This is a genomic window from Myxococcus eversor, assembly GCF_010894455.1.
Classification (GTDB): domain Bacteria; phylum Myxococcota; class Myxococcia; order Myxococcales; family Myxococcaceae; genus Myxococcus; species Myxococcus eversor.
Map to the genome: position 1 here is coordinate 535,625 of NZ_JAAIXY010000004.1, position 20,252 is coordinate 555,876.

At 70.1% G+C, this 20,252-nt stretch carries 2 protein-coding genes; both read left to right on the forward strand.

Translation table 11 applies throughout. The features are described 5' to 3' along the window. The first annotated feature begins 1 nt into the window (after position 1). Positions 2-11,410, forward strand: a complete 11,409-nt coding sequence (locus tag G4D83_RS11470) for a non-ribosomal peptide synthetase/type I polyketide synthase (RefSeq protein ID WP_163864727.1) — start codon at positions 2-4, stop codon at positions 11,408-11,410. After that, positions 11,407-20,252 (forward strand): non-ribosomal peptide synthetase (locus G4D83_RS11475; protein WP_163864728.1); only part of this gene is annotated, 8,846 nt, incomplete at its 3' end. The genes G4D83_RS11470 and G4D83_RS11475, both read left to right, overlap by 4 nt.

The following is a 20,252-nucleotide window of genomic DNA, read 5'->3' on the forward strand; positions in this document are numbered from 1 at the left end:
CATGGCGGACCAGGACCTGACGGGCGGTAGTGGCAACGACATCGCGATCATCGGCATGTCCGGGAGGTTCCCCGGCGCGGCGAACGTGCGGGAACTCTGGCGCGGTCTCCTCGACGGCGTGGAGCTGGTCTCCCGCCTGGCGCCGGAGTCGCTGGAGTCCTCGCCGCTGGTGCCCGAAGCACTGCGGAAACACCCGGACTTCGTGCCCGTGGCGGGAGTGTTGGAGGGAGCGGACACCTTCGACGCGGACTTCTTCGACGTGCCCCCGCGCGAGGCGCTGTGGATGGACCCGCAGCAGCGGGCGTTCCTGGAGTGCGCCTGGGCAGCGCTGGAGGACGCGGCCTATGACCCGACTCGCTACTCGGGGAAGATCTCCCTGTACGCGGGCGCATCTCCGTCGCTGCACACGCTGGGCATGTTGGGCCAGGGGCAACTGGACCCGGCCTCGCTGTACGAGGTGATGGGCACGTCCGGCGAGAACCTGGCCACCAAGGCCTCGTTCAAGCTGAAGCTGCGGGGCGAGAGCCTCGCCGTCTACACGGCATGTTCCACCGGCCTGGTCGCGGTCCACATGGCCTGTCAGAGCCTGCTGCTGCGCCAGTCCGACATCGCGCTGGCGGGCGCGGTGCGCATCTCCCTGCCACAGCGCACCGGCTATCTCTTCCAGGAGGGGATGATCCTCTCTCCGGATGGACACTGCCGTGCCTTCGACGCGCGCGCGGCCGGCACGGTGCCGGGCAGTGGCGTCGCGGCGGTGGTGCTCAAGCCGCTCGCGGACGCGCTGCGGGATGGAGACCATGTCTACGCCGTCATTCGAGGCTCCGCGCTGAACAACGACGGTGGCCTGAAGGTGGGCTACACGGCGCCCAGCGTGGAGGGACAAGCGGATGTCGTCGGCGAGGCGCTCGCCTATGCGGGACTGACAGCGGACGACATCGGCTACGTCGAGGCGCATGGCACCGGCACGGCGCTGGGAGACCCCATCGAAGTGGCGGCGCTGACGCGGGCCTTCCGGCGGGACACGGACCGCAAGGGTTACTGCGGCCTGGGCTCGGTGAAGACGAACCTGGGGCACCTCGACACCGCGGCCGGACTCGTGGGGCTCATCAAGACGGCCCTGGTGCTCTCCGAGGAGGTGATTCCTCCCACGCTCCACTTCACATCACCCAACCCCGCCATCGACTTCGCGAGCAGTCCGTTCTCCGTCGTCGCGTGGAAGCAACCGTGGCCGCGGGGCGACGTGCCGCGGCGCGCGGGCGTGAGTTCGTTCGGTATCGGCGGCACCAACGCGCATGCCGTGTTGGAGGAAGCGCCACGGAAGGAGGCCTCGGGTTCGAGCGCGAGACCTGCTCAGCTCGTCACCGTGTCCGCGCGCTCGGCGCAGGCGCTCACCACGTCCGTGCACGAGTTGGCGGAGTGGCTGGAGTCGGCCCCCGAGGACGTGTCGCTCGCGGACGTGGCCTTCACTCGCAACGTGGGGCGAGGGGCCTTCGAGCATCGGCTCGCGGTGGTGGCCAGGGACCGGGCGGAGCTGCTCGCGCGACTGCGGACGCCGAGCAGTGGACGCGTGCTGGAGGATGTGGCCGCCGCGCGAGAGCGGCGCGTGGCCTTCCTGTTTCCGGGGCAGGGTGCGCAGTCGCTGGGGATGGGACGCGAGCTGTACGGCGCGGAGCTGGGCTTCCGGAAGGCCGTGGACACATGTCTGCGAGAGGTGGGGCCCGCGCTGGAGAGGGTGCTGCGCGACGTGCTGTTGCCCGGCCCGGGCGCGGAGGCCGCGGCGCGCGAGGCCCTGGGTGACCCACGTCACGCGCTGCCCGCGCTGTTCTGCGTGGAGTACGCGCTGGCGAAGCTCTGGGAGTCGTGGGGCATCCAGCCGCGAGCGCTGCTGGGACACAGCTTCGGCGAGTACGCGGCGGCGTGTGTCGCGGGTGTCCTGCCGTTGGAGGATGCGCTGACGTTGGTGGTGGCGCGCGGGCGGCTGATGTCGCGGCTGCCTCCGGGAAGCATGACGGCGGTGGGCTGCGCGGAAGAGGTGGTGCGCCCGTTGCTGACCGGAGCGCTCGCCCTGGCGGCGGTGAACGGGCCCGAGCGGTGCGTGGTGTCGGGGCCCACGATGGAAGTCCAAGCCCTGGAGCGGGAGCTGGTGGCCCGAGGCGTGGGCGTGCTCCGACTGCCCGCCGGACACGCCTTCCATTCGGAGGCCGTGGAGCCGCTGAAGGAGGAGCTGTCGCTCGTGGTGTCGAGCCTGCGCCTCTCCGAGCCCCGGGTGCCGTACGTCTCCAGCGTCACGGGCACCTGGATTCGTCCGGAGGAGGCCACGGACCCTGCTTACTGGGCGCGGCAGATGCGAGCCCCGGTGCGCTTCGGGGATGGACTGGAGACGTTGAAGGAGAGCGGCTTCACCCTCTTCCTGGAGGTGGGGCCGGACCAGGCGCTCACGACGCTGGCACGGCTGGGACTGCGTGGACACGCGGGGCGCGCGGTGGCCTCACTGCCTCGGGCCGGCTCGAAGGTCAGTGAGCATGGCGTGCTCATGGATGCGCTGGGTGCGCTCTGGGAGTCGGGGCTGGAGCCTGACTGGACGCGCGTCTACGCGAGTGAGCGACGCAGCAGGGTGTCGTTGCCCACGTATCCGTTCCAGCGTCGGCGCTTCGCGTTGGACTCGCCCGCGGTGCTCGTGGCGCCGCCTGTCACCTCGGTGTCGCCCGGTGTGGCTTCCGGGCCCGAGGCCGTTCGTGCGCAGCCCCCCGTGGCGGTGGAAGTCCCCGCGAACAAGGCGGGGCCGCGAACCGACGTGGAACGAGGCGTGCTCGCAATCTGGCGCGAGCGGCTGGGGCGTTCGGATTTCGGCATCCACGATGACTTCCTGGAGCTGGGTGGCAACTCGCTGATGGCGGCGCAGATGCTCACGCGACTGCGCGAGGCCTTCCCGGTTCAGCTCCCGCTGAGCGACTTGTTCGAGGCGCCCACCGTGGCGGGTGTGTCGGGGCGAATCCAGGCGCGACTGGGCGCCGAGGGTCTGGGGTCGAAGGAGGGGGTGCTGCCGCCCCTGGTGCGCATCGCGCGCGAGGGTGTGCTGCCCCTGTCGGTGGTGCAGGAGCGAGTCTGCGCGCTGGAGGATGCGCTCCCGGGCAACCCCGCGCTGAACATGTCGGTGGCCCTGCGGCTGTCGGGCCAGCTCGACGTCGCGGTGTTGCGGCGGAGCTTGGAGGAAGTCGTACGGCGTCACGAAGCCCTGCGCACGACGTATCCACACGTGGATGGACACAGGGTGCAGCGCGTCTCCTCCGAGGTGCGAGTCCCCCTGGCCATCGACTCCCTCGTGGGGATGGCGGCGGAGGCGCGAGAGGTGGAGTGGCGTCAGCGGGTCTTCGCGGAGATGTCCCATCCGTTCGACCTCACGCATGGGCCCGTGGTGCGCGCCCGGCTGTTGAAGCTGGAGGAGCGGGAGCACCTGCTCGTCATCTCGGTCCACCACGTCGTGTGTGACACGTGGTCGCTGGTGGTGTTCAGCAGCGAGCTGGGGACGCTCTACGGCGCCTTCACGCGAGGCGAGGCTTCACCCCTGCCGGAGCTGGCGATTCAATACATCGACTACGCGGCCTGGCAGCGGAAGGCCCTGGAGTCGGGCGCCTTCTCCTCGCAAGCGGCGGCCTGGCGCGAGCGGTTGGCCGGCCTCCCTGGGCGGCTGGACCTGCCCGTGGACCTGCCTCCTGGTGAAGGGCCTGCGTTGAGCGGAGTCCGGCGCGCTGTCGGCTTCTCGGAGTCCCTGTCGAGCGCGGTCCATGCCCTGGCGCGGCGCGAGGGCGTCACGCCCTTCATGGTGCTGCTCGCGTCGTGGCAGTCGCTGCTCGCGCGCTGGGCGGGCCGCGACGACATCGTCGTGGGGACGCCCATCGGCAACAGGACGCGTCCGGAGCTGGAGCCGTTGATCGGCTACGTCGCGCATGCGGTGCCCCTGCGCACGGACCTGTCCGGAGACCCCACGTTCCGGGAACTGCTCGGGCGCGTGCGGGATGTCACGCTGGACGCGTACTCGCAGCCGGATGTTCCCTACGAGCACCTCATCCGAGAGGTGGAGCCCACGCGCGCCCCGGGCCGCGAGCGCGTGTTCGATGCGCTCTTCGTCCTGCACCCTCGCTTCGATGCGACCCTGGAGGCGCCCGGGCTGCGGATGCAGTTGGTGGAAGTGGAGGAGGGCCCGCCTCGCTTCGGCGCGGTGCTGTCGCCCCTGTCCGTGTCGATGGGCGAGGACGCCGGGGGCTTCGCGGGCACGCTCGACTACGCGGTGGAGCGCTTCGCGCCGGAGACCATCGACCGGCTGCTGTCGCACTGGACGTCGTTGCTCGCGTCGGCCCTCGCGGACCCCGAGCAGCCGCTCTCCGAACTGCATCTGGAGGCCGGCGGATCCAAGGCCCTTCCTGCTCCTTCCTCCGAAGCTTCGTCTGCGCCGCCTCGCATGGTCTCCAGGCTGCTGGAGCTTCACGCTTCGCGGGCGCCGGAGGCGGTGGCGCTGTCGATGGAGGGGCAGGAGGACGTCACGTGGCGGAGGTTGCGCGCGGAGGCGACTCGCTTCGCGTCCGAGCTGCGCACGAAGGGCGTGGGACCCGAGGTGCTCGTCGCCGTGTGCCTGGAGCCATCCGTTGAACGCGTGCTGGCGCTCTGGGCGGTCCTGGAGGCGGGTGGTGCCTATGTGCTGCTCTCCGTGCCCCAGCTCCGGGAGCTGGCCACCCTCGCCCCCGAGGGAGGAGCACCGCCCTTGTTGCTGACGCACGCGCGCCTGCACACGAGCGCGCCGTTGGACCCGGCTCGCGTCATCCATGTCGCGGCGCTCTCGACGTGGGTGGATTCGGAAGGCGGATTCGCGTCGCGGGATTCCATCGCTCGACGTGCGACGGAGTCCTCGCCGGAGACGATGGTCTGCTTGGAGTCGCTGGTGGGGGCCACGGGTGCGCGACTGCGTGCCGTGCACACGGCGCGCACGGTGGACGCGCTGTTCCAGCGACTCGACGCGACTGGCGAGGTGACGGCGGGGACGTGGCTCTCCGCGGAGGAAGCGGGGTCGCCGGGAACGGGACTGGAGTTGCTGTGGGCGCTGACGCGCGGGCTCCGCGTGGTGTTCCCATCGGAGCGTGCCCGGCTCGTGCTGACCACGTCGAGTGTCGCGGGGGGACGCCCCGGACCTGACTTCAGCCTGTCCTTCTTCGCCAACGACGAGGACTCCCTGGGCGGGCGGAAGTACCGCTTGCTGCTGGAGGCTGCGAAGTTCGCCGACGCGCGAGGCTTCTCCGCGGTGTGGACGCCTGAGCGGCACTTCCATGCGTTCGGCGGGCTGTACCCCCGGCCAGCGGTGGTCGGCGCGGGCGTGGCCACGGTGACGGAGCGGTTGGGGATTCGCGCGGGCAGCGTGGTGCTTCCGCTGCATGACCCCATCCTCGTCGCGGAGGAGTGGTCGGTGCTGGACAACCTGTCCGACGGCCGTGTGGGCGTGTCGTTCGCCTCCGGCTGGCACGCGAATGACTTCGTCTTCGCCCCGGACCGGTATGCGCGGCGCAAGGAGGTCATGTTCAAGGGCATCGAGGAGGTGCGTACGCTGTGGCGTGGCGGCTCGGTGCTCCGGCGCAACGGCGCGGGTGACGAGGTGGAGGTGTTCCTTCGTCCGCGCCCCGTGCAGAAGGAGCTGCCGTTCTGGCTCACGGCGGCGGGAAGCCCCGACACGTTCCGCATGGCGGGTGAGATGGGGGCATATGTCCTCACGAACCTGATGGGGCAGAACCTGGACGACCTGTCGTCGAAGGTGGCGCTCTATCGCGAGGCCTGGCGGCAGCACGGCCATGCCGGACGCGGACACGTGAGCCTCATGCTCCACGCGTTCATGGGAGAGGACGAGGCGGAGGTCCGCCGCCGCGTGCGCAAGCCCCTGCTCGAGTACTTCCGCAGTTCGGTGGACATCCTCCAGGCCTTCGTGGCCAGCCTGGGCCTCAAGGGGGACTTCCGCTCGCTGACGCCAGGGGACATGGACTCCCTGCTCGAACACGGGCTGACGCGCTACGTGGAGGAGGGTGGCCTCTTCGGAACACCGGACACGTGTGGACCGGTGGTGGAGCGCGTGAAGCGCCTGGATGTGGATGAGGTGGCCTGCCTCGTGGACTTCGGCGTGGAGGTGGAGGCGACCCTCGACTCGCTCCAGCAACTGGACGTGTTGCGAGGACGCTTCGCGCCACCGTCGACGTCGCCTGTGCCGACCATGACGCTCCACGAAGGGCCGAGCGCCGCCGAGTCGTTGCTGTCACTGGTGCGCCAGACGGGGGCCACGCATCTGCACCTCACCGCGACGCTCGCGCGAGCCTTGTCCGCGCTGCCCGAGGCCGCCGAGGCGTTGCGTCCCGTTCAGCACATCCTGCTGGAAGAGGCGAAGCCGGAGGTCGCGGAGGCACTGTCGCGGGCACTGTCGGCCGGGATATCGCGCCGCGAGCCGATGCTCGGAATGGGAGCCTGGCTGCGGTCTGGGTCGGCTTCAGTGAAGGACTCCGTTTCGTGGGACGTGGTGGACACGCGAGGCCGCTCCGTGCCCGTGGGTGTCGTCGGAGAGCTGGCGGTGACGGGAGGTCAGGCGCCGCGCAGGCTCTGGAACGCGCCGGCCGCCACCGCGCTCCGATTGCTCCCGGACGGTGAAGCGGGGCCTCGCCTCGCGATGGGACGCAGGGCGCGCCGCCGCCTGGATGGCTCTTTGGAACTGCTGCCTCCGTTGCCCGTGTCGACGCGTCGTCCGACACCGCCGCGCGCCGTGGCCCAGTCGAGTGGGACAGCTCGGCGAGAGGGCCCACCGCCCATTCAACGGGTCTCCCGCGAGCGCCCGCTGCCGCTCTCCTTCGCGCAGCAGCGGCTCTGGTACATGGACCGGCTGGAGCCGGGGAATGTGGCCAACAACAACGCGGTGATGCTCTCGCTGAGGGGCACGCTCGACGTGGCCGCGCTGGAGCGCGCGCTCAACGAGGTGGTGCGCCGTCACGAGGTCCTCCGGACCCGGTTCTCGATGTCCGAAGCGGGCGGGGTGCAGCACATCTCGGAGTCGCTCCAGGTGCCGCTCCTCCTCTCCACGATGGAAGAGGAGGGCACGTCGGGCGTGGAGGGCTGGGCCCGCGAAGAGGCGCGCAAGCACTTCGACCTGGAGACGGGGCCGCTGCTGCGCACCTCGCTGCTGCGTGTCCGTGACGACGAACACGTGCTGTTGATCGCCATGCACCACATCGTGTCGGACGGCTGGTCCTCCGGTGTGATGTTCCACGAGCTGGCGAGCCTCTATGCCGCGTTCCTCGCGGGCCAGCCGTCTCCGCTTCCACCTGTCACGGTGCAGTACGCGGACTACGCGGCCTGGCAGCTCGAATGGATGCGAGGCCCGGAGTTGGCCGCCGAGCAGGCCTGGTGGAGCGACGTGCTGGCGGAAGTCCCCGTGCTCCGGCTGCCCACGGACCGCCCACGGCCTCCCGTGCAGACGTATCCGGGCGCGCGCCTGCCCATCTCGGTCTCCCGCACCCTCACGGACGCGCTGGTGTCACTGGGGCGGCGAGAGGGCGCCACGCCGTTCATGGTGCTGATGACCGCGTGGCAGACGCTGCTCCACGCCTATACCGGGCAGCGGGACTTCGCGGTGGGCACCCCCGTCGCGGGACGCAACCGGCCTGAAATCGAGCCGCTCATCGGCTGCTTCATCAACTCCATCGTGCTGCGCGCCGACCTGTCCGGCGACCCCACCTTCACGGAGTTGATGGGCCGCGTGCGCCGCGCCTCGCTGGGGGCCTTCGCGCATCAGGAGGTGCCGTTCGAGAAGCTGGTGGACGCGCTCCATGTGGCTCGCGACCTGAGTCACACGCCCATCTTCCAGACGATGCTGGTGCTGCACAACACCCCGCCCATCGAACTGACCATGTCCGGTCTGCGCTTGAGCAGCCAGGGTGTCCACACGGGGGCCACGAAGCTGGACCTCATGATGGAGTTGGTGGAGTCGAAGGACGGGTTGTCCGGAGGCATCGAGTACAACACCGACCTCTTCGACGCGGACACCATCACCCGACTCTCGGGACACCTGCTGCGACTGTTGGAGCAACTGGCCGTGCATCCCGAGCGACGCCTGTCGGAGCTGTCCCTGCTGTCCGAAGCCGAGCGCAATCGGCTCCTGGTGGAGTGGGCCACTCCTCCCGCGCCGGCGTCGTCGGCGGGCGAGACGGTGACCGCGTGCTTCGTGGCGCGCGCTGCCTCGGTCCCAGAGGTTGTCGCGGTGGACGACGGCACACGCCAGCTCACCTATCGCGAGCTCGAGGTCCTGTCCGCGCGACTCGCGGGGGCGCTGAAGGCGGTGGGAGCGGGCCCGGGGAGCATCGTCGCGCTCGCGCTCGCGCAGCCCTCCGAGGTGGTGGCGGGAATGCTCGGCATCCTGCGCTCGGGAGCGGCCGTGGTGGTGCTCGACCTGGAGCATCCCACCGAGCGGCTGGCTGGAATCCTCGAGGACACGAAGGCGCTCGCGGTCGTGACGTCCAGCGCCTGGGCGGCGAGGGTTCCCAAGCGTGAGGGCCTGACGCTGGTGACGCTGGAGGCACTCCCCGCGAACCTGGAAGCGCCAGTCGCGGAGCCCGAGCCTCACCATGCCGCGTGCATCGTCTACACCTCCGGCTCTACGGGAAGGCCTCGGGGCGTGGTGCTGGAACACCGTCAGCTCGTCTCCGCGACGCGCGCGCGGCGGGCCGTCTATGGCGCTCCGGGAGTCGTGCTGTCCCTGGCGCCCTTCACCTTCGATGCCTCGCTGGCGGGGCTGCTCTGGTCGCTCTTCGATGGCGGCACGTTGCGCTATCCGGACGTGGAGGACCGCGAGGACCCGAGGAAGCTGGCGGAGCTGGTGGCCAGGTCCAGGGTGACGCACCTCATCTCCGTGCCCGCCCTCTATGCGCAGGTGCTCGCGGCGGCGCCCGCCGGAGGACTGGTGGGTTTGCGCGCGGTGAGCGTGGGCGGAGAAGCCTGCACGCTGGAGCTGGCGCGAGCGCATCATGAGGCCCTGCCCGAGGTGCCGTTGTTCAACGAGTACGGCCCGACGGAGGCGACCATCTGGAGCACGGTGCACCGTGTCCGGAGGGACGAGCAGGACCATGTGCCCATCGGCCGTGCCGTGCCGGGCGCTCGGGTGTACCTGCTGGATGGCCGAGGTGGACTCGCGCTGCCTGGAGCGCCGGGTGAAATCCACGTGGGTGGCTCTGGCGTGGCGCGCGGGTACCTGGGCCAGCCTGGGCTCACCGCCGAGCGCTTCGTGGCGGACCCCTTCGACCCACAGCCGGGCGCGCGCCTGTATCGCACGGGAGACGTGGCCCGCTGGCGGCGCGATGGGACCTTGGAGTTCCTGGGCCGCGCGGATGCGCAGGTGAAGGTGCGCGGCTTCCGCATCGAACCGGGCGAAGTGGAGGCCGCGCTGCTCGCGAACCCCGAGGTGCGGGAGGCGACGGTGGTGGCGAGGGCGGAGGGGAACGGGCCCAAGCGGCTCGTCGCGTACGTGGTGGCTCAGCGGCCAGGTGAAGTCGAGGCGCTGACCGCGGGCGCGCTGAAGCCGTGGCTGCTCTCCCGTCTTCCGCCCTACATGGTGCCGTCCGCCTTCGTCACGCTGGCCGCGCTGCCGCGCACGCGTCACGGCAAGGTGGACGCGCGCGCGCTGCCGGCACCGGAGGTCCAGTCGTCGAAGACCTCCAACGCGGAGGTGACGGCGCCTCGCACGCAGGTGGAGGAGCGGCTCGCGGAGCTGTGGCGCCAGGTCCTCAATGTGGAGCGCGTGGGCATCCACGACGACTTCTTCGAGCTGGGAGGTGACTCCATCCTCGGCTTGCAGATTGTCACCCGCGCCCGCGCTGCCGGAATCGAACTGTCTCCGAAGCAGCTCTTCCAGAACCCCACCGTGGCGAGACTCGCGACGGTGGCGGGGACACGGCTCACGGTGCAGGCCGAGCAGGGGCCCGTGGTGGGCCCCGTGGCGCTCACGCCCATCCAGCACTGGTTCTTCGAACTGGAACTGGAGGAGCCGCACCACTGGAACATGTCGCTGATGTTCGAGGCGCGGACCGGGCTCGACGCCTCGCTGCTGGAGCGCGCGCTGGCGCGAGTCGTCGAGCACCACGACGCCCTGCGGCTGCGCTTCGCCAGGAAGGAGGACGGCTGGCATCAGACGTCCGTGGCTCCCGGTGCGCTGGTGGAGGTGGCGCGCGTGGACTTGTCGGCCGTGCCACTGGAGGCGATGGGGCCCGCGCTGGAGCGGTGCGCGCTGGAGCTCCAACAGTCGCTGAGTCTGGAGTCGACGCTCGTCCGGGGCGTGCTGCTGGAGCGAGGACCTGGACTGTCCGCGCGGCTGATGCTGGCGGTCCATCACCTCGCGGTGGACGCCGTCTCCTGGCGAATCCTCCTGGAGGACCTGGCGACGGCGTACGCGAGCCTCGCTGAAGGAGGCGAGGTGCGGCTGCCACCGAAGACGACCTCCTTCCAGGTGTGGGCACGGGGCCTGGAGGCCCTGGCTCGCTCGGAGAAGCTGCTCGCGGAGCGCGAGTGGTGGCTGGAGCGGCCTTGGGTCGAGGCGGCTCGACTGCCGAGGGACTTCCCCGAGGGCCTCAACACCGAGGCCACCGCGAGCACGGTGCGGGTGTCGCTGGACGCGGAGCAGACGAAGGCGCTGATGCACGACGTGCCGAAGGCCTGGCACACGCAGGCGCAGGACCCCTTGCTCACCGCGCTGGCGCAGGCGCTGACGGCCTGGACGGGACGGAGCGTGGCCCTGGTGGACGTGGAGGGACACGGCCGTGAAGAGGTGCTGCCCGGCGCGGATGTCTCCCGCACGGTGGGGTGGTTCACGCGGGTCTTCCCCGCGCTGTTGGACCTGCGCGAGGCGCGTGGGCCCGGTGAGGCCCTGCGCGTCGTGAAGGAGTCGCTGCGCGCGGTGCCGACGCAAGGCATGGGTTGGGGGCTGCTGCGTTACGTGACGAAGGACGCCGCGTTGGAGGCGCTCCCCTCGGCGGAGATTGGCTTCAACCACCTGGGACAGGTGGACGGCATCGTCGGGACGGGCGGGCCCTTCGGACTGGCTCCGGAGAGTGACGGGCTGCGGCAGCGCGCGGGCAGCTCGAGGCGGCCGTACCTGCTGGATGTGACGAGCGTGGTGCGCGAGGGACGGCTGGAGGTGACGTGGACCTTCAGCGAGGCGGTCCACCGGCGAGAGACGGTGGCGGCCGTGGCGGAGGACTTCGTGGTGCGGCTGGTGGCGCTGGTGGCGGCTTCGCGAGCGCCCGACGCGGGGGGCCATTCCCCGTCGGACTTCCCGCTCGCGAAGGTGAAGCAGTCGCAGCTCGACAAGCTTGCGGCGCGGTTCGGAAAGAAGACGCGATGAGCGACAACCTCGAGGACCTGTACCCGCTGTCGCCCCTGCAAGGCGGCATGCTCTTCCACGCCATCGCGGAGCCCGGCCAGGGGCTCTACTTCAACCAGCTCGTCTGCGAGCTGCGCGGACGGCTGGACGTGGACGTCTTCGTCCAGGCCTGGCGGGGCGTGGTGGCGGCGCACCCCGCGCTGCGCACGGCGCTCGTCTGGGATGACGTGGACGAGCCGGTGCAGGTGGTGCTGCGCGAGGTGGAGTTGCCCGTGCGCGTCGAGGACTGGCGTGACCTGTCGGCCGATGCCTTCGAGTCCCGACTGACGACCTTCCTGGAGCAGGAGCGTCGGGAGGGGTTCGACCTGTCGCGCGCGCCGTTGATCCGCCTGACGCTGCTGCGAAGCGCGGAGGACGTGTACCGCTTCATCTTCAGTCACTCGCACCTGGTGCTGGATGGTTGGTCCGTGCCGCTGGTGGTGCGGGATTTCTTCACGCTGTACGAAGGCTCGCTCGCGGGTCGGTCGCCGAGGCTCGTCTCTCCGCGTCCCTTCGGTGACTACCTGGGCTGGCTGGCCGAGCATGGCCTGAAGGACTCGGAGGACTTCTGGCGCCGCGAGCTGGCGGGAGTGCACGAGCCCACCGCGACGGGAGCGGGGACGGGAGAGGGAACGGGGCGAATCACGCGCACCCGTCACCTGTCGGAGTCCACCACCGCCGCGCTCAACACCTTCGCGCGTCGGTACGGGCTCACGATGAGCACCCTGGTGCAGGGCGCGTGGGCGCTGGTGCTGGGACAGCTCTCCGGCTCCGAGGACGTCGTCTTCGGCACCACCGTCTCCGGTCGTCCCCCGGACCTGGCGGGCGTGGAGGACATGGTCGGGTTGTTCATCAACACCCAGCCGGTGCGGGTGCGCTGGTCCCAGTCGTTGACGTGGTCGACCTGGCTGCGCCGCATCCAGGACATGCAGGTGGAGGCGCGCCAGCACGAGCATGCGCCCCTGGTGAAGGTCCAGCGTTGGAGCGACGTCCCCGCGGGCACCGCGCTCTTCGACACGCTCGTCGTCTTCGAGAACTACCCGCTGGATGCGGCGCTCACCTCCGCTTCACGCGCGTTGGAGGTGCGCGACGTGCGGGCTCGGGAGGCGGACCACTTCGGCCTCACGGTGATTTCCACGCCGGGGACTCGGCTCCCGCTGCTCCTGCGCTATGACCAGACCCGCTTCACGCAGGCGTTCGCGGATGCGCGACTGGAGCGGATGGCCCTCGTGCTGGAGGCCATCGCGGCGCGGCCCGACGGGCGACTGGGAGACCTGTCCCTGCTGTCGGACGCCGAGCGTCACCAGCTCCTGGTGACCTGGAACGACACCCGCGCGGACTTCCCGGAGCACGCCACCGTGCATGGCCTCTTCGAGGAGGCGGTGTCGCGCGCTCCTGATGCGCTGGCCGTGTCGATGGGTGAAGCGCGCGTCAGCTTCCGCGAACTGGATGCGAGGGCGAACCAACTGGCGCACCACCTGAGGAGCCTGGGCGTCCGGCGAGGCACGCTGGTGGGCCTGTGCTTCCGGCGCTCACCGGACATGGTGGTGGCACTGTGGGCCGTCCTGAAGGCCGGAGGCGCCTATGTGCCCATCGACCCCGCCTGGCCGTCGACCCGCGTGTCCTTCTTGCTGGAAGACACCGGCGTGCCCGTCGTCCTCACCGAGGATGCGCTCGTGGATGCACTGCCGGTGACCTCGCAGTTCCTCCTCTGTCTGGATACGGAGTGGGCGCACACCGCGGGACGCGAGCCCGTGACACCGCCGGAGCCACTGGCTGGAGCGGAAGACCTCGCCTACCTCATCTACACCTCCGGGAGCACGGGGCGTCCCAAGGGCGTGATGGTCGAGCACCGGGGCGTGGTGAACTACCTGACCTGGGCGCTGCGGGCCTATGGGCTCGCGGAGGGCAGTGGTTCGCCGGTGCACTCGCCGCTGTCGTTCGACCTGACGGTGACGAGCCTGGTCGCGCCGCTGGTGGCGGGACGGCAGGTGGTGCTGGTGCCGGAAGACGCGGGCATCGAGGGCCTGGGTGAGGCCCTGCGCGCGGGCAGCCACTTCAGTCTGGTGAAGCTGACGCCCACGCACCTGCGCATGCTGGCCGCGCAGCTTCGGCCAGAGGAGGCCGCGGGACGCGCGCGCGCCTTCGTCATCGGCGGTGAGGCGCTGACGGCCGAGGGCATCGCCTTCTGGCGCGAGCACGCGCCCGACACTCGCCTCATCAACGAGTATGGCCCCACGGAGACGGTGGTGGGGTGCTGCGTGTACACGGTGAGCGCGGCGGACCCGATGAGTGGCCCGGTGGCCATCGGTCGGCCCATCGCGAACACGCGCCTGTATGTCCTGGATGCGAGCCTGCGTCTCGTGCCGGCGGGGACGGTGGGCGAGCTGTTCATCGGGGGTGCGGGGGTCGCGCGAGGCTACTGGCGGAGGCCGGAGCTGACGGCGGAGCGCTTCGTCCCAGACGCCTTCGGCGCGGAGCCGGGGGCCAGGCTGTATCGCACGGGAGACCGGGTGCGCTGGCGCGCGGACGGGCGGCTGGAGTACCTGGGCCGCGCGGACTTCCAGGTGAAGGTGCGCGGCTATCGCATCGAGCTGGGCGAGGTCGAGTCCGTGCTGCGGACACATCCCTCGGTGGGCGATGCGGTGGCGGTGGTGCGCGAGGACGGGCCCTCGGGCGCGAGACTCGTGGCGTACGTGGTGCCCTCCGGCGCACCGCGTCCGGAGTCCGCCGCGCTGCGAGAGTTCCTGGAGGAGCGGCTGCCCGAATACATGGTGCCCGCGGCCTTCGTCGTGCTGGACGCCTTCCCGCTGTCCGACAACGGCAAGGTGGAGCGCAGGGCCCTGCCGGCGCCGGAGCTGTCGGTGGTGGAGGGGACCGCCGAGGTCGCCCCGCGCGACGAGAAGGAGACCGCCCTCGCGACCATCTGGGCCCAGGTGCTGGGACGTCCCCAGGTGAGCGTGCACGAGGACTTCTTCGAGCTGGGGGGCGACTCCATCCTCGGCATCCAGGTCATCTCCCGCGCCGCGCAGGCGGGGCTGCATCTGAGCGCGAAGCAGCTCTTCGACCATCCGACGGTGGCGCGACTGGCGGCGGTGGTATCCGAGGCGCCCCGGGAAGTCGTCACCCAGGGGCCCGTGACAGGTCCGGTGGAGCTGACCCCCATCCAGCGCTGGTTCTTCGAGCGCGGGCTGTCAGGGGCGCACCACTTCAATCAAGCCCTGCGCTTCACGCTGCGCGAGCGGATGGTGGCCGAGCCTCTGGACCGCGCCCTCCAACTCGTGCGCGAGCACCACGATGCCCTGCGCCTGCGCTTCACGAGGGACGGACAGGGCGGCTGGCATCAGGAACTGACGGGACTGGACGGCACCCTGCCGTTGGAGACGGTGGACCTCTCGCGGTGGGCGCCGGAGACTCGAAGCGCCGAGGTGGAGGCGCACTCGGCGCGGGTCCAGGAGCGCTTGAGTCTCTCCACGGGAGACGTCGCTCGAGCGGTGCTCTTCGACCTGGGGCCGGAGCAGCCGCAGGAGTTGTTGCTCGTCATCCACCACCTGGCCGTGGATGCCGTGTCGTGGCGGGTGCTGCTGGAGGACCTGCTGAATTGCTACCAGTGGCTTCGCGCGGACGAGCCCGTGCGACTCCCCGCCAAGACGCTGTCCTATCAGTCCTGGGCCTCGCGACTGGTGGAGCATGCGCGCACGCCGTCAGCGCGGGAGGAAGCGACGTTCTGGCTCGGGCTCCCTTGGGAGCGGGTGGGCGCGCTTCCGCGTGAGGTGGAGGGAGGCCTCGCCAACACGGAGGGCGCGGCGCGGCTGATTGAGGTGTCGCTGGAGCCCGCGGAGACGCAGGTGTTGCTCCAGGACGTGGCGAAGGCGCTCCGCGCGAAGCCGGACGAGCTGTTGCTGGCCGCGCTTGCCCACGTGCTGCGCCGGTGGACGGGTGCGTCGTGCGTGCGGGTGGAGATGGAGGGGCATGGGCGCGAGAACCTCTTCGGAGAGGTGGACCTCTCGCGCACGGTGGGGTGGTTCACCAGCATGTACCCGGTGCTGGTGGAGTCGACGGGAGAAGGGCCCGGCGCGTGGGTGCGCGCGGCGAAGGAGGCGATGCGACGCACGCCGTCCAAGGGCGTGGGCTTCGGAGTGCTGCGCTACCTGTCCCCGGACCGCGAGCTGCGAGAGCGACTGCGCGCCCTGCCCGCGCCGGAGGTGGGGTTCAACTACCTGGGACAGTTCGACAACGTACTGCCCGCCACGGCGCCGCTGCGATTGTCGGAGGGCTCGGTGGGGCCCACGCGCGCACCGGAAGGACCGCGCGCGCACCTGCTCGACGTGGACTGCGCCGTCAGCGGCGGCCGGATGCGGCTGATGTTCACCCATGGCTCGGGGGTTCATCGGACCGAGACGATGGAGAAGCTGGCCCAGGCGCTGCGCGCGGCCCTGCGTGAGCTCATCGCGCATGGGACGTCCGAGGATCCGCGCGGGCTGTCGCCGTCGGACTTTCCCCTGGCGAAGCAGGGGCAGGGCGCGCTGGAGGGACTCGCGGACCGGATGGCCGCGAAGGGCCTGCGCCTGCGCGACGTGGAGGACCTGTATCCCCTGTCGCCGTTGCAGCAGGGCATCTTGTTCCACCATCTCCAGGAGGAGGAGACCCAGCCGTACTTCAACCAGATAGCCTTCGAGCTGGATGGCGTGCTCGACGTGGGGGCGCTGACGGAGGCGTGGCGGCAGGCGACCCGGCGCTTCACCATCCTCCGCACGGCGTTCTTCTGGGCGGGGCTGGATGCGCCGCTGCAAGCGGTGATGCGCGACGTGGAGCCCACCGTCTCCGTCGAGGACTGGCGCGCGATGCCACGGGATGATCTGGAGGCTCGGGTGTCGGCCTTCTTCGTCTCGGACCGACGACGAGGCCTGGAGCTCTCCGTCGCACCGCTGTTCCGGTTGACGCTGCTGCGCACGGGCGAGCGGGTGTGGCGCGTGGTGTTCAGCGTCACGCACCTGTTGCTGGATGGCTGGTCCACGCAGTTGGTGACGCGGGACGTGTTCACTCGCTACGAGTCGCTTCGTCGTGGAGTGACGCCGCCGCGAGGTGACGTCCGTCCCTACCGGGACTTCATCGCGTGGCTGGAGCAACAGGAGCAGGGCGCCGCGAGGGACTTCTGGAGCAAGGCGCTCCAGGGCTTCTCGGCGCCCACGCGGTTGAACGTGGGCGGTGTGCCTCGGGGGCAGGGGGAGCGAGGGGACCAGGAGCTGCGGCTCGGCGCGGACGAGACGTCGGCGTTCGTCGCCTTCGCCCGACAGCAAGGGCTCACGCCGGGCACGCTGCTCCAGGGAGCCTGGGCGGTGCTGCTGGGGCGCTACAGCGGCGGCGATGACGTGGTCTTCGGACTGACGGTCTCCGGACGGCCGCCCGAGCTCTCCGGCATCGAGAGCATGGTGGGCATGTTCATCAATGCCATCCCCGTGCGAGTGAAGCTGCCCGCCTCGCGGCCCGTGGGGCCGTGGCTGAAGGCATTGCAGTCGTGGTTGCAGGAGGCGCGTCAGTACGAGTCCTCGTCGCTGGTGGAGGTGCGCCGCTGGAGTGAGGTGCCTTCGAGCGAGCCGCTGTTCGAGAGCCTCGTCATCTACGAGAACTATCCGATGGAGGCGGGGCTCTCCACGCCGTCGGATGAGCTGGTGGTCCGCAACCCTACGTCGATGGAGGTGGACCATCACCCGCTGACCTTGATGGCGCTGCCCGGACACGAGCTGTTGCTCCGGTTGACCTACGACGCCCGACGCTTCGACGCGGCGGTGGTGCGGCGCATGCTGGCGCACCTGCGTCAGGTGCTGCGCGAGCTGCGTGAGAAGGTGGAGCGGCCGTTGTCGGAGCTGACGTTGCTCGGTATGGAGGAGCGACGACAGGTGCTCGCCGAGTGGAATCCCACGGCGTGCGCGGCACACGTTCCCGTGGCGGTGTTCCGCCCGGTGGAGGACTGGGCGGCCCGCGCGCCAGATGCCATCGCCGTCACCGACGGGACGCGGTCGCTGACCTATGCGGAGCTGGAGGCTCGGGCCAATCAGCTCGCGCGCCACCTGGAGTCGCTGGGAGTTTCCATCGGGAGCACGGTGGGCTTGTGTCTGGACAAGAGCCTGGACCTGGCTGTCGCCGTGCTGGGCGCGCTCAAGGCGGGGGCCACGTATGTGCCGTTGGATCCGCGCTATCCGGCGGAGCGACTGGCGTTCATGTTGGAGGACTCAGGCGCCGCCGTGGTGCTGAGTCATTCGCGGCTGGGCGCGGTGTTGCCGGTGGATTCACGCGCGCGCCGCGTGTTCATGGACCTGGAGTCGGAGGCCCTGGCGCGTCAGCCGACCGAGGCGCTTGCTCGGGAGGTACCGCCGGAGTCGGCGTGTTACCTCATCTACACCTCGGGCAGCACGGGGCGGCCCAAGGGCGTGGCGCTGTCGCACCGTGCGCTGTCGCATCTCCTGGCGTGGCAGCTCGAACGGTCCGTCAATCCGTCCGCGACGACGCTGCAGTTCGCGGCGCTCAGCTTCGATGTGTCCTTCCAGGAGATGTTCTCCACCTGGTGGGCCGGTGGCACGTTGGTGCTGCCTTCGGAGGATGTGCGTCAGGACTTGTCAGCGCTTTTGACGTTCCTGGACAGGCACGCGGTGGAGCGCCTCTTCCTGCCCTTCGTGGCGCTTCAGGCCCTGGCGGAAGTGGCGGTCCAGCGCGCGATGGTGCCCAGGGCGCTGCGCGAAGTGGTGACCGCGGGTGAGCAGCTCCAGGTGACGCCCTCGCTGGTCGCGTTCTTCGAGCGGCTTCCCGGGTGCGTGCTGGAGAATCAGTACGGGCCGTCGGAGACGCACGTCGTCTCGGCGCACCGACTGTCGGGGGCGCCGTCATCGTGGCCGCGTCTTCCGTCCATCGGCGCGCCGCTGCCGCACTGTCAGCTCTACGTGTTGGATGCGTGGGGACAGCCTTGTCCCGTGGGGATTTCAGGCGAGCTGTTCATTGGTGGCGCGCATCTGGCGCACGGGTACGTGGGTCGGCCGGAGCTGACGGCGGAGAAGTTCGTTCCGCATCCGTTCAGCGAGGTGGCTGGGGCTCGGCTGTATCGCACGGGGGACCTGGCGCGGTGGACGGCGGAGGGGACGGTGGAGTTCGTGGGGCGCCTGGATGGTCAGGTGAAGCTGCGCGGCTTCCGCATCGAGTTGGGTGAGGTGGAGGCGGCGCTGCGTGCCGCGCCCGGTGTTCGCGATGCGGCAGTGGTGGTGCGGGAGGATGTCCCCGGGGATCGGCGGCTCGTGGGGTACGTCGTCCTCTCGGAGAAGGACGGTGCGAAGCGGGAGGCCTTGCGCGCGCATGTCGGAGCGCACCTGCCGGAGTACATGGTGCCGTCCACCTTCGTGACGCTGGACGCGCTGCCGCTGACGCCGAGTGGCAAGGTGAACCGCAAGGCGCTGCCCGTGGCGGAGGCGGGTCCTGACGGAGTGGGTGTCTACGTTGCTCCGCGCACCGCGACGGAGGGCTTGCTCGCGGGGCTCTTCGCGGAGGTGCTCGGGCTCGACAGGGTGGGCCTGCACGGCCACTTCTTCGAGTTGGGAGGTCACTCGCTGCTGGCCACGAGGGCCATCTCCCGGGTGCGGAGCGCGTTCGGTATCGAGCTGCCGCTGCGCGAGCTGTTCGAGGCGCCCACGGTGGCGGAGCTCGCGCTTCGGGTGGATCGACTGATTCGAGCGGGGACTGCTCAGGTGGCGCCGCCGTTGGTGCCGAGGGACGACAAGAGTCGGCCGCCGAGACTGTCCTTCGCGCAGCAGCGCCTGTGGTTCCTGGACCAGCTCGAACCGTTGAGTGCTTCGTACAACGTCCCTGGCGCGGTGCGGATGACGGGGCCGTTGAACAGGGAGGCGTTGGCCAGGACGTTCCAGGAACTCGTGCGGCGACACGAATCGCTGCGCACCACATTTCGAAGTGTGAATGGCGTCGCAGTGCAGGTGATCTCGCCGGAGGCACCGGTGGTGTTGCACGACGTCGATCTGGAAGGGTTTCCCGAGGAGCGTCGTGAGGCCGAGGCGCGTCGTCACGTGGAGCAAGCGGTGTTGCTTCCGTTCGACCTGACGGTGGGGCCGTTGTTGCGAGTGACGCTGGTGAGGTTGTCAGCGGAGTCGCACGTGCTGGTGGTGGTGCTGCACCACATCGTGTCGGACGGGTGGTCGACAGAGGTGTTGGTGAGGGAGGTGGCGGCACTCTACGAGGCGTACGCGGAAGGCAAGCCGTCCCCGCTGGGAGAGCTGCCGGTGCAGTACGCGGACTACGCGGAGTGGCAGCGAGGGTGGTTGCAGGGAGAGGTGCTGGAGCAGCAGGTGGAGTACTGGCGGAGGCAGTTGGAGGGGGCACCGAGAGCGCTGGAGTTGGTGACGGACAAGCCAAGGCCGGCGGTGCAGAGCTTCCGGGGGGCCATGCTGGAGAGGAGGTGGCCGAAGGGGCTGTGGAGGAAGGTGGAGGAGGCGAGCCGGAGGGAGGGAGCGACGCCCTTCATGGTGTTGCTGGCGGCGTACCAGGTGGTGCTGACGAGGTACGCGGGGCAGGAAGAAGTGGTGGTGGGTTTTCCGATAGCGGGGCGGACGCACGCGGAGACGGAAGGGCTGATTGGGTACTTCGCGAACACGTTGGTGCTGAGAGGGCGAGTGCGGGAGGAGGAGAGCTTCCGGGAGCTGGTGGGGAGGGCGAGAGAGGTGACGTTGGGTGCGTACGCGCACCAGGACGTGCCATTCGAGAAGTTGGTGGAGGAGTTGCTGCCGCGGAGGGACATGAGTCGCAGTCCACTGTTCCAGGTGTCGCT